This window comes from Sphingomonas sp. CFBP9019 (assembly GCF_034045155.1).
Classification (GTDB): domain Bacteria; phylum Pseudomonadota; class Alphaproteobacteria; order Sphingomonadales; family Sphingomonadaceae; genus Sphingomonas; species Sphingomonas aerolata.
Genome location: NZ_JAXCWK010000005.1, coordinates 48477 through 60696 on the forward strand (window position 1 = coordinate 48477; position 12220 = coordinate 60696).

Below are 12220 nucleotides of genomic sequence, written 5' to 3' on the forward strand. Positions count from 1 at the left end.
CCTGCCCCCTGAACTACCGTCATTCCAGCGAAAGCCGGAATATCCCCGTGAGGCGCATGTCGCCCACTACAAGGGATATCCCGATCTTCGCTGGGATGACGTGTTTTGGATGGCGAGTTTCACCAGACGGCGCGTCTCGAACGCGACCCAGGCCCGGCAGAAAAAAGCGGGGCGACCATGACGATCGCCCCGTAGTTCAGGGAGGGACCGGGAGGGGGAACAACCCGGCCACGTCGCCGTCCACAGGGGGAGAGGGAGCGGCGACCCCCACCTCATCGCGCCGATATGTTGCACCAATGTGTCGGAGCCCACGGATCGCCGCAATTCTTCCGCCGATCACCGCACCCGGTGGCAAACCACCACCTCCCCCAACCGTCATCCTGACGAACGTTAGGACCCAGAGCCTCGCGCGTCACGCCGTCGCTAGAGCGCCCGCCCCGCCACCGCGTCGAGCTTAGCCACCAGCGCCGGATCCCGCGCCTCGCGCGCCGTGATGATCGCACTGTCGAGACAGGTATCGATCGGCGACGCCGGACGCTCCGCCGGCAGGCCACGCAGCAACGCCATTACCATCGCGCGCGCTTTCGCCGCATTCGCACCGAGCTGCGCAATCACCTCCGCGACATCGACCCCCGCCGCCTCCTCGCGCCAGCAGTCATAGTCGGTCACCATCCCGACCAGCGCATAGGGCAGCTCCGCCTCACGCGCGAGCTTGGCTTCGGGCATCGCGGTCATCCCGATCACGTCGCACCCCCATTGGCGGTACAACCGGCTCTCCGCACGCGTCGAGAATTGCGGCCCCTCCATCGCCAGATAGGTGCCACGGTCGTCGACCTCGGCCCCGGCCTGGCGCGCGGCATCGGCGGCATAGCCCGACAGGCGCGGACACACCGGGTCCGCCATCGAGACATGCGCGACGAGGCCCGTGCCGAAGAAGCTCGACACCCGCCCCTTGGTCCGGTCGATGAACTGGTCGACGATCGTGAAGCTCCCCGGCGGCCGCGCCTCGACCAACGACCCGACCGACGACACCGCCAGCACATCGGTCACCCCCAGCCGCTTCAACGCATCGATGTTCGCGCGCGCATTGAGCTCGGACGGCGAAATCCGGTGCCCTCGCCCGTGCCGCGGCAGGAACGCCACCCCGACAGGCCCGACGCGGCCGGTATAGATCGCATCCGACGGCACACCCCAGGGCGTCTCCACCGTCTGCCAGTGCCCGTCCTCGATCCCCTCGACCGCGTACAGCCCGGAGCCGCCGATGATCCCGATCGTCCAGCCGCTCATTCGGCGAGCGCCCGCGGCCGCGCATAGACGAAGTAGATCACCAGCCCGAGCAGGTTCCACAGCCCGAAATAGAGTTGCGTCTTCGAAGGCAGGCTGAAGAACAGGTACAGGCAGCCGAGAATGCCGACGATGCCCACCAGCGTCGCGGCCGGCGCGCGGAACGTCCGCACCGCATCGGGCGCCCGGCGACGCATCACCAGCATGCACGCACACACCGCGACGAACGCCGCGAGCGTCCCCGCATTGGCGAGGGCCGCGATCTCGGCGAGCGGCAGCAGCCCCGCGATCACCGCGACGATCGCCGCGGTAATCCAGGTGATCCGCACCGGCGCACCGCGCTTCGACACCTTGGCGAGGCCCAGCGGCAGCAGGCCGTCGCGCGCCATCGTGAAGAAGATCCGGCTCTGCCCGAACAGGAAGGCGAGCAGCACGGTCGGCAGCGCGATGACCGCCGACGCGCCCAGGAACGTCGCGAACCCCGGCCGTCCGATCTCGCGCAGGATCAGCGCGAGCGGCTCGGCCGAGCCGGCGAACCGCGTATAGGACAACGCGCCCACCGCGGCGACCGCGACAAGGATGTAGATCGCGATGCACGCCACCATCGACCCGAGGATGCCGATCGCGAGGTCGCGGCCCGGATTCTTCGTCTCCTCCGCCGCGGTCGAGATCGCGTCGAATCCGTAGAATGCGAAGAAGATGATCGCCGCCGCCGCCATCACGCCGCGCTCTGCACCGTCGGGCTGGACCGCCTTGGGGAAGCCATAGGGCATGAACGGCTGCAGGTTCGCGCTGTTGAAATAATGGAGCGCGATGAACACGAACACGGTCAGCGCGATCATCTTCACCGCCACCAGCACCGCGTTCAGCGTCGCACTCTCGCGCGTCCCGAACGACAGCACGCCCGCGACGACCGCGATGATGACGATCGCGGGGACGTTCAGGACGCCGCCGAGCTCGGGGCTGAGCGTCAGCGCCTCGGGAAACCCGAACGCGCCGCGCAGCAAGGGTGCAGCATAACCCGACCAGCCGACCGCGACGGTCGACACCACCAGCGAATATTCGAGGATGAGGCTCCAGCCGATCACCCAGGCGATCAGCTCGCCGAGCACGACATAGCTGTACGTATAGGCGCTGCCCGACGCCGGGATCATCGTCGCCATCTCGGCATAGGCGAGCGCGGCGCAGGCACAGATCCCGCCGGCGATGATGAACGACAGGATCACCGCGGGGCCCGCGAGCCCTGCCCCGACGCCGATCAGCGTCAGGATCCCCGTCCCGACGATCCCGCCCACGCCCATCGCGACCAGATGCGGCCACGACAAGGTCCGCGCGAGCTGATGCTCGGGCGGCTGCTCGGTGACGATTTTTCGGCGAAACAGACTGGCCACGTAGATCCCCTCTTCTTCAGGGGGGAGTGGCACAGGACGGGATGGGCAAGCAAGGCGGCCGGTCGGCCGGCATCGCCTTGGCTCGGCCGGATCTTTGTTCTCCCGCGAAGGCGGGAGCCCAGTCTGGGTCCCCGCCTTCGCGGGGACACATTAGCTCACGGCAGAATTTAGACCGTGAAGCTTTCCCCGCACCCGCACGCACCCTTGGCGTTCGGGTTCTGGAACACGAACCCGGCCGTGAAGTCGTCCTCGACCCAGTCCATCGTCGAGCCGATCAGGTACAATATCGACCCGCCATCGACGAACAGCGTGCCGCCGGGCGTGTCGATCCGCTCGTCGAACGGCTTGGCCTCGCTCACATAATCGACCGAATAGGCGAGCCCCGAACACCCACGCTTGGGCGTCGACAGCTTGACCCCGATCGACTCCTCCGGCGCGCGCGCCATCAGGTCCGCGATCCGCGCATGCGCGGTCGCGGTCAGGTTCAGCGCCGCGGGCCGTGCTCGTAATGTCGTCGCCATGGCTCGTTCCTTCCATCTAAAGCCCCTCCCCTTCAGGGGAGGGGTTGGGGTGGGGCGCCCGACCGGATCGCGCGCTCGCGGTGAGGCCCCACCCCCGTCCCTTCCCCTGAAGGGGAGGGGCAAGTCGTTACAACATGCCCAGTTCGAGCTTCGCCTCGTCGGACATCTTCTGCGGATCCCATGCCGGATCCCACACCAGGTTCACCTCGGCGACACCGACACCCGGCACCGCACCGACGCGCATCTCGACCTCCATCGGCATCGATTCCGCGACCGGACAGTTCGGCGTCGTCAGCGTCATCGTGACGACCGCATGCCCGTCCTCGGTCACCTCGACGCCATAGATCAGCCCCAGGTCATAGATATTCACCGGGATCTCGGGATCATAGATGTCCTTCAGCGCGTCGATGATCGCATCATATACCGCGCCACCCGGTTCGCTGGGGGAGTCCACCTGCGGCTTCTGCGCCAGGAACCCGGCGAGATAGTCGCGCTTGCGCTCCGCATCGCCGTCGGTGTCGAGCACGACACGCGCCTTGGGCGGCGACTGCACCGCCTCGACTTCCTCGATCTCGAACCGATCGCTCATCCAAATATCCTCGTTACTCGCGCGATACCGCGCACCAGCGCATCCACGTCTGCCGGACCGTTATAGACACCGAAGCTCGCCCTGGCCGTCGCCTCGACGCCCAGCATCTCCATCAGCGGCTGGGCGCAGTGATGGCCAGCCCGGATCGCGACGCGCTCTTCGTCCAATATGGTGCCGATGTCGTGCGGATGAACCCCTTCGATCGTGAACGAGACGATCCCCGCCGAATCCGCCGGCCCATAGAGCCGCACCGAATTGATCCCCGACAGCGCCTCGCGCGTCGCGGTGACCAGCGCGGTCTCGTGCGCATGGATCGCGCCGAGCCCGATGCTCTCGACATAATCGATCGCCGCATGCAGCCCGAGCGCGCCGACGATATGCGGCGTTCCCGCCTCGAACCGTCCCGGCGCTGGCGCGTACGTCGTCTTCGCGAACGACACCTTGTCGATCATCGACCCGCCACCCTGATAGGGCGGCATCGCGTCGAGCAGCTCGGGCTTTGCCCACAGCACACCGATCCCGGTCGGACCGTACAGCTTGTGGCCCGAGAACACGTAGAAGTCGCAGCCGATCGCCGTCACGTCGACCGAGATCCGCGGCACCGACTGGCAGCCGTCGAGCAGGATCTTCGCACCCACCGAATGCGCGATTTCCGTCGCGCGCTTCGCGTCGAGCACCGAGCCGAGCACGTTCGACACATGGCCGAGCGCGACCAGCTTGTGCGCAGGCGTGATCATCCGCTCCATCGCATCGAGATCGATGCGGTGGTCTTCGGTCAGCGGCAGCACGTCGATCGCGACACCGCGGGCCTCGGCGATCATCTGCCACGGCACGATGTTCGAATGATGTTCGAGCATCGACAACAGGATGCGGTCGCCCGCCTTCAGCTGGGTCCCCGCCCAGCAGGTCGCGACCAGGTTGATCGCCTCGGTCGCGCCGCGCACGAACACGATCTCGTCGGGCGATCCCGCGCCGATGAACCGCGCCACCGCCCGCCGCGCCGCCTCGTACGCGACCGTCATGTCGGCGGAGCGCTGGTACACACCACGGTGCACGGTCGCATAGGTCTCGCCGTACGCGCGCGTGATAGCGTCGACCACGACTTGCGGCTTCTGCGCGGTGGCAGCGGTATCGAGATACGCCCAGCCCTCGGGGATCGCCGGAAAGTCCGATACCCGGTCGAGCGGGCGCGTTTCGAGCGTCAGGGTCACAGCGCCGCCTCCAGCCACGCATCCGCGTCCGCGACGAACGCGTCGCGCACCGTCTCGTCCGCGATCTGCGCGAACGCATCGCCGACGAACGCACGCGTCAGCAGCGCCTGCGCCTTGGCATGCGGGATGCCGCGGCTCTGCATGTAGAACAGCGCGCGCTGGTCGAGTTCGCCGACCGTCGCACCGTGCGCGCACTTCACGTCGTCCGCGAAGATCTCGAGCTCGGGCTTCAGATTGACCGTCGCGGTCCGCTTGAGCAGCAGCCCGCGCAGCGACTGGACGCCGTCGGTCTTCTGCGCATCGCGTGCCACCTCGACGCGCGCCGCAAGGCTCACGGTCGACGTATCCGCCGCGACCGCGCGCCAGATCTGCTTGCTCTGCCCGTTCAGCGCGGCATGCCGCACCGACAGCGCGCATTCCTGCCGCTGGTCGCGCCGCGTCAGCAGCGCGCCGCCATATTCGGCAAACGCATCGTCGCCCGACACGGTGATCGCGCCGTCGATCCGCGTCCCCGCATCGCCCGCGCCGAGCATCGTCACGATCAGGCTCGCCCCCGCACCGACATCCGCCTCGTCGCGCACCGACACGAAGCCGGCGGTCTGGAGCAACCGCACCGCACGCGTCAGCTTCGCGCCCGCGCCCAGCGTCATCCGCGTCGACCGGTTCGACCAGCCGGTCCCGACATAGGTCTCGACCACCGACGCCTGCGCGCCGTCCGCGAGGATGATCTCGGCGGGAACATGGTTCTCGCCGCCGGTCGCGATATGGACGATCTGGATCAGCTCCGCCGAAGCGTGCGCCTCGACGCGCAACGACCAGCCATGGCCGGTCGTCCGCGCGCCCAGCACATGCGTGCCACCCTCGAGCGGCGCGATCGCGACATGCCGAAGCTCGCTGCGACCTTCATCCAGCGCGCCATCGACAAACACCGCCCGCGCGCCCTCGAGCTCAAGGAACCACGCGCCCGCCGGCGCCTCACCCCGCGGCAACCCCGCCGCCGCCGCGATCGCCGCCGGATCACCCCAGCGCCACGACTCCTCGCGCGTGGAGGGAAGTTCGAGAACACTCATGATGCGGCCCACGAAAACGAGAATGGTTCACGCGAAGGCGCGAAGGCGCGAAGAGGCGTTGGAAGGATATTGCTGACGAGATTATTGACCACACGCCCTTCGCGCCTTTGCGCCTTCGCGTGAGCCCAATCTTTCCTGCCTGCGGCACGAAGGGAGATCATGCGGCGATCCCCACATAGCCTTCGCTCTCGAGCTGCTGCGCGAGTTCCTTGCCGCCCGACCGGACGATGCGCCCGTCGGCGAGCACATGGACAAAGTCCGGCTCCACATAATCGAGCAGCCGCTGGTAATGCGTGATCAGCAGCACCGCCTTGTCGGGCGCGCGCATGATGCGGTTGATGCCGTCGCCGACGACGCGCAGCGCGTCGATGTCGAGGCCGGAATCGGTCTCGTCGAGGATCGCGAACTTCGGGTTGACGATGCCCATCTGCACCATCTCGTTGCGCTTCTTCTCGCCGCCCGAAAAGCCGACATTCACCGGCCGCTTGAGCATGTCGTAATCCATGCCGAGCAGATCCGCCTGCCCGCGCGCGAGCTTCAGGAACTCGCCGCCGGACAGCGCCTTCTCGTCGCGCGTCGCGCGCTGCGCGTTCAGGGCCTCGCGCAGAAACTGGACGTTCGACACGCCGGGGATCTCGACCGGATACTGGAAGCCGAGGAACACGCCCGCCGCGGCGCGCTCATGCGCCTCGAGCTCGAGCAGGTCGACGCCGTCGAACGTCACCGAGCCCGACGTGACCTCGTAACCGGGCCGCCCGCCGAGCACATAGCCCAGCGTCGACTTGCCCGCGCCGTTCGGCCCCATGATCGCGTGCACCTCACCCGCATTCACCTCGAGCGAGAGCCCCTTGAGGATTTCCTTGCCGTCGATCTCGGCATGAAGGTTTTCAATTTTCAGCATCGAATTCTGCCCAATTCCAAATCTCTAAATTTCCGCGGCGCGTCGTGCGCCAGCGCTGTCCCGTCATGCCCGCGCCGGCGGGATGACGGGCGGGGATCACCCCACAGACCCTTCCAGCGAAATCCCCAGCAGCTTCTGCGCCTCGACCGCGAACTCCATCGGCAGCTGCTGCAGCACCTCGCGCGCGAAGCCGTTGACGATCAGCGCGACCGCCGCCTCCGCATCCAGCCCGCGCGACATCGCGTAGAACAGCTGGTCCTCGGAGATCTTCGACGTCGTCGCCTCATGCTCGATCTGCGCGGACGGGTTGCGGACCTCGATATAGGGCACGGTATGCGCGCCGCACTGGTCGCCGAGCAGCAGGCTGTCGCACTGGGTGAAGTTGCGCACGCCCTCCGCGGTCGGCGCGACGCGCACCAGCCCGCGATAGGTGTTGTCCGAGCGCCCCGCCGAAATCCCCTTCGACACGATCGTCGAGCGGGTATTCTTGCCGAGGTGGATCATCTTCGTGCCGGTATCGGCCTGCTGGCGATTGTTCGTCACCGCGACCGAATAGAATTCGCCGACCGAGCCATCGCCCGCCAGCACGCACGACGGATATTTCCACGTGATCGCACTGCCCGTCTCGACCTGGGTCCAGCTGACCTTCGAATTCTTGCCCTGGCACAGCGCACGCTTGGTGACGAAATTGTAGATCCCGCCGACGCCGTTCTCGTCGCCCGGATACCAGTTCTGCACGGTCGAGTACTTGATCTCGGCATCGTCGAGCACGACGAGTTCGACGACCGCCGCGTGCAGCTGGTTCTCGTCGCGCATCGGCGCGGTGCAGCCTTCGAGATAGGAGACGTAACTGCCCTTGTCGGCGACGATCAGCGTGCGTTCGAACTGCCCGGTATTCTCGGCATTGATCCGGAAATAGGTCGACAGCTCCATCGGGCAGCGCACGCCCTCGGGGATGTAGACGAACGTACCGTCGGAGAAGACCGCCGAGTTCAGCGTCGCGAAGTAATTGTCACGCTGCGGCACGACCTTGCCGAGCCACTTCCGCACGAGGTCGGGATATTCCTTGATCGCCTCGGAGATCGAGCGGAAGATCACGCCTGCGGCCTCGAGCTCCTTGCGGAACGTGGTCGCGACCGAGACGCTGTCGAACACCGCGTCGACTGCGACGCGACGCTTCGGCGTGCCGTCATCGTTCAGCGGATCCTCGACCACGCCCGCGAGCATCTTCTGCTCGCCGATCGGGATGCCGAGCTTTTCATAGACGCGCAGGATCTCGGGATCGACCTCGTCGAGGCTCCCCAGCTTCGGCTTCGCCTTTGGCTCCGCATAGTAATAGGCGTCCTGGTAATCGATCGGCGGCACGTTGAGCTTCGACCAGTCGGGCGCCTCCATCGTCTGCCACAGCGCGAACGCCTTCAGCCGCCAGTCGAGCATCCACTGCGGCTCGCCCTTCTTGGCGGAAATGAAGCGCACCGTGTCTTCCGACAGACCCTTAGGCGCGAATTCCTGTTCGATGTCCGAGGAGAAGCCCCACTCGTACGTCTTGTTCGCGGCGGCATAGGCCTCTGCGTTCCGGGTAGCCATCATTCCATCTCCGCCGCAACGCGGCTCTCTAATGTCTTCGCGCCTTCGCGGCTTCGCGTGAACAGACTCTTCTCACGCGAAGGCGCAAAGGCGCGAAGGAAAGGGGTAGGCGCTGCGCGCGTCATGCGGGCACCGGCGAATTCGGGACTTGCAAAAGGCTGGCGAGCGTCACGCCGGCGAGCGCGCCGCGGACTGCGCCGTTGACCGCGTTCCAGTGCGGCTTCACCTTGCACGTCTGGTCGATGCAGCAATCCTGCGCCGCACCGTCGACGCACGCGGTCAGCGCGATCGGGCCCTCGACCGCCTCGATGATGTCGGCGAGCGAGATCGACGCGGGCGGCCGCGACAGGCGAAACCCGCCGCCGGTCCCGCGCGTGCTCTCGATCAGCCCCGCCGCCGACAAGCGGCTTACCAGCTTCTGCACCGTCGGCAGCGGCACGCCGGTCTCCTCGCTCAGCAGCGTCGCGTTCAGCCGCGCGATGCCGCCACAATGACGCGCCGCGGCGCTCATCATCACGACCGCATAGTCGGCTAGGCTGGAAAGACGCATGGTGGCTTATGAGTCCAATCGGACCGATATGATCCGATTGACAAATGGGCTTTGCGACGGGCAGCGTCAACCCGTCCGCCAGTGCTAACGACTCGCAACTGGGTCCACTTCGTCATTCCCGCGGAGGCGGAAATCCACTCTGTCTTTTGCGCCTGCGGACGAATGGATTCCCGCCTTCGCGGGAATGACGGAAGAAGGGTTTGGCCGCCCCAGCCGATCTGGGTAAGAGCGCGCATGGCCTTCTACCACCCGCTTCTCTTCCGCCTCGACGCCGAACGCGCGCATGGCCTGACGATCGCCGCGCTCGCCGCATGGGGCAAGGCGGGCACGCCGCTCGCGCCATCCGTCCCGCGGCTTGCGACCAGCGTGGCGGGGATCGCCTTCCCCAACCCGGTCGGCCTCGCCGCCGGCGTCGACAAGGACGGTCGCGCGATCGACGGGTTCTTCGGGCTCGGGTTCGGCAGTGTCGAGATCGGCACGCTCACCCCCCTGCCCCAGCCCGGCAACCCGAAGCCGCGCATCTTCCGTCTCCCCGAAGACCGCGCGGTGATCAACCGCCTCGGCTTCAACAATGGCGGCCTCGACGCGGCGCTCGACCGTGCGAAAGCCCATGCGCGCGGCAAGGGCGTGCTCGGCATCAATGTCGGCGCGAACAAGGATGCGAGCGATCGCACCGCGGATTACGTCCACGGCGTCACCCGCGCCGCGCCGCACGCCGATTACATCACGATCAACATCAGCTCGCCCAACACGCCGGGCCTGCGCGATCTGCAGCATGGCGCAGCGCTGCGCGACCTGCTCGCCGCCTGCACCGCCGCCAAGGGCACCACGCCGATCTTCCTCAAGGTCGCGCCCGACCTAGAGCCCGCGGATATCGACGACATCGCCCGCGCCGCGATCGACAACCGGATCGACGCGCTGATCGTCAACAACACGACGATCGGCCGCCCCGGCCTGCGCTCGGCGAACGCGACGGAAACCGGCGGCCTGTCGGGCGCCCCGCTCGCCCCGCTCGCCCGCCAGCGCCTCGCCGACTTCCGCAAGGCCACCGGCGCCGCGATCCCGCTGATCTCGGTCGGCGGCATCGGCAGCGGCGCGGAAGCCTATGCCCGCCTCCGCGCGGGCGCGAGCCTCGTCCAGCTCTACACCGCTCTGGTGTATGAAGGCCCCGGCCTCCCCGCACGGATGCTGCGCGAGCTCGACGCGCTGATCACCCGCGACGGCTTCGCCACGATCGCCGACGCGATCGGCGTCGACGCCCGCTGACACATTTCGTCATCCCGGCAAAAGCTGGGATGACGGCGAGTTTGCGGCGGACGCCTTGCCACCCACCCGATCCGCGCTAGGTTCGCACGCGATGAAGACTCCCCTCCTCGCGCTCGCCCTCCTCCTCCCCACCGCCACCGCCGAAGCCCGCCGGACCGCCCCCACCCCCGCCCCGGCGAAGGACCAGGGCATGGTCAGCGCCGCCGACCCCCGCGCCGCCGCCGCGGGTGTCGAGATCCTGCGCGCGGGCGGCAGCGCGACCGATGCGGCGATCGCGACGATGCTCGCGCTCAACGTCGTCGAACCGCAAAGCTCGGGGATCGGCGGCGGCAGCTTCTGGGTCAGCCATGCGGCGAATGGCGGGCTCAGCACGATCGACGCGCGCGAAAAGGCCCCCGCCGCCGCCGATCCGCGCTGGTTCTATGCCGCCGACGGCACCCCGCTCAGCCACCGCGACGCGGTTCCCGGTGGTCGCAGCGTCGGCGTCCCCGGCGCGCTGCGCGGCATGGCGCTCGCGCACCGGGCCTCGGGCAGGCTCCCCTGGGCGCGGCTGTTCGACCCCGCGATCCGGCTTGCGACCAATGGCTTCAAGGCGTCGCCGCGGCTCGTCAACGGGATGAAGGCGTATGGCGGCCACATCACGCCTGAAACGCGCACGCTCTTCTCCGCCCCCGACGGATCGCCCGTCGCGATCGGCGCGATGATCAGGAACCCTGCCCAGGCCGCATTGCTCCAGCGGATCGCCGCGCGCGGCGCCGACAGCTTCTATGTCGGGCCCGAGGCGCAGAAGATCGTCACCACGGTCAACACCGCTGCGCGCAACCCGTCGAAGATGACGACCGGCGACCTCGCCAGCTATGACGCGAAGACCCGCCCGCCGGTCTGCATCACCTACCGCGTCCACCGCATCTGCGGCATGGGCCCGCCCTCCTCGGGGGGCATCACCGTGCTGATGATCCTGAAACAGCTCGAACGCTTCGACATGGCCAGGCTCGGCAAGGACAGTCCGCAGGCGTGGCACCTGTTCGCCGAAAGCTCGCGGCTCGCCTATGCCGACCGCGACCTCTATGTCGGCGATCCCGATTTCGTGTCGGTGCCGGTCAAGGGCATGCTCGACCCCGCCTATATCGCCACGCGCTCGGCGCTGATCCAGCCAACCACGACGATGGCCAGCGTCAGCGCCGGCTCGCCCCCCGGCGCCCCGGCCCGGCAGTCCGCGCCGGTCAGCGAAGTCCCCGGCACCACCGACCTCGCGGTCGCCGATGCGCGCGGCAACGTCGTCGAGGTGACGACCACGGTCGAGGGCTATTTCGGCTCGGGGCTGACCGTCGACGGCACCGTGCTCAACAACCAGCTCACTGACTTCGACACCGTCCCCGAAAAGGGCGGCTATCTCGTCGCCAACCGCGTCGAGGGCGGCAAGCGCCCGCGCAGCTCGATGTCACCGACGATCGTCTACGGCCCTGACGGCAAGGTCAGGCTCGCGGTCGGCGCGGCGGGCGGCTCGACGATCATCGCGCAGGTCGCGAAGGCGATCATCGGCGTCGTCGACTGGAAACTGTCCGCCCAGGATTCGATCGCGCTCGGCCTGATCTACGCGCCCGGCCATGTCGCCGCGGTCGAGAAGGGCACCGAGCGCGAGGCGATGATCCCCGCGCTCGAGGCACTGGGCGAGACGGTGCAGGTCACCGCGCTCGGCCTGAAGGCGAACGCGGTCGAGCGGGTGAACGGCCGCTGGGTCGGCGCGGCGGATCCGCGCAGCGAAGGCGTCGGAATCGCGCAGGACGGCACCGTGACCCAGATCCAGCGCGTCGGTGCGCTGCAACGCGCGCCGGAATAGCATGCCCCGC

Annotated in this window: 11 protein-coding genes; 2 read left to right on the forward strand and 9 right to left on the reverse strand. The window is 67.8% G+C overall.

The window, feature by feature from the left end; translation table 11 throughout:
* Positions 1 to 423: 423 nt before the first annotated feature.
* The 9 genes from mtnP to SOM18_RS15355 form a co-directional block, all read right to left on the reverse strand.
* Positions 424 to 1287, reverse strand: a complete 864-nt coding sequence (mtnP, locus tag SOM18_RS15315; RefSeq protein WP_320481935.1) for an S-methyl-5'-thioadenosine phosphorylase — start codon at positions 1285 to 1287, stop codon at positions 424 to 426.
* Positions 1284 to 2675 (reverse strand): amino acid permease, encoded by a 1392-nt coding sequence (locus SOM18_RS15320; protein ID WP_192139501.1) that lies wholly within the window; start codon positions 2673 to 2675, stop codon positions 1284 to 1286. The genes mtnP and SOM18_RS15320 overlap by 4 nt, the downstream gene beginning before the upstream one ends.
* A gap of 167 nt (positions 2676 to 2842) precedes the next feature.
* Positions 2843 to 3196: a HesB/IscA family protein gene (locus SOM18_RS15325; protein ID WP_031441054.1), complete on the reverse strand. Its 354-nt coding sequence runs from the start codon at positions 3194 to 3196 to the stop codon at positions 2843 to 2845.
* A gap of 127 nt (positions 3197 to 3323) precedes the next feature.
* Positions 3324 to 3785, reverse strand: a complete 462-nt coding sequence (locus SOM18_RS15330; RefSeq protein ID WP_031441055.1) for an SUF system Fe-S cluster assembly protein — start codon at positions 3783 to 3785, stop codon at positions 3324 to 3326.
* Positions 3782 to 4990 (reverse strand): cysteine desulfurase, encoded by a 1209-nt coding sequence (locus SOM18_RS15335; RefSeq protein ID WP_414712135.1) that lies wholly within the window; start codon positions 4988 to 4990, stop codon positions 3782 to 3784. The genes SOM18_RS15330 and SOM18_RS15335 overlap by 4 nt, the downstream gene beginning before the upstream one ends.
* A 2-nt stretch (positions 4991 to 4992) precedes the next feature.
* Positions 4993 to 6066 carry a SufD family Fe-S cluster assembly protein gene (locus SOM18_RS15340; RefSeq protein ID WP_031441057.1) on the reverse strand — a complete coding sequence of 358 codons (1074 nt, stop codon included), beginning with the start codon at positions 6064 to 6066 and terminating at the stop codon, positions 4993 to 4995.
* A 157-nt stretch (positions 6067 to 6223) separates the two neighbouring features.
* Positions 6224 to 6967 (reverse strand): Fe-S cluster assembly ATPase SufC, encoded by a 744-nt coding sequence (sufC, locus tag SOM18_RS15345; protein ID WP_031441058.1) that lies wholly within the window; start codon positions 6965 to 6967, stop codon positions 6224 to 6226.
* A gap of 96 nt (positions 6968 to 7063) precedes the next feature.
* Positions 7064 to 8554, reverse strand: coding sequence for a Fe-S cluster assembly protein SufB (sufB, locus tag SOM18_RS15350; protein ID WP_031441059.1), 1491 nt, complete (start codon positions 8552 to 8554; stop codon positions 7064 to 7066).
* Between the two features lie 121 nt (positions 8555 to 8675).
* Positions 8676 to 9104: an SUF system Fe-S cluster assembly regulator gene (locus tag SOM18_RS15355; RefSeq protein WP_031441060.1), complete on the reverse strand. Its 429-nt coding sequence runs from the start codon at positions 9102 to 9104 to the stop codon at positions 8676 to 8678.
* A 234-nt stretch (positions 9105 to 9338) separates the two neighbouring features.
* Between SOM18_RS15355 and SOM18_RS15360 the strand changes: the two genes are divergently transcribed.
* Both SOM18_RS15360 and ggt read left to right on the forward strand, forming a co-directional pair.
* Positions 9339 to 10370, forward strand: coding sequence for a quinone-dependent dihydroorotate dehydrogenase (locus SOM18_RS15360; RefSeq protein WP_031441061.1), 1032 nt, complete (start codon positions 9339 to 9341; stop codon positions 10368 to 10370).
* A gap of 91 nt (positions 10371 to 10461) precedes the next feature.
* Positions 10462 to 12210, forward strand: coding sequence for a gamma-glutamyltransferase (gene ggt / locus SOM18_RS15365; RefSeq protein ID WP_320481936.1), 1749 nt, complete (start codon positions 10462 to 10464; stop codon positions 12208 to 12210).
* The last annotated feature ends 10 nt before the right edge of the window (positions 12211 to 12220 follow it).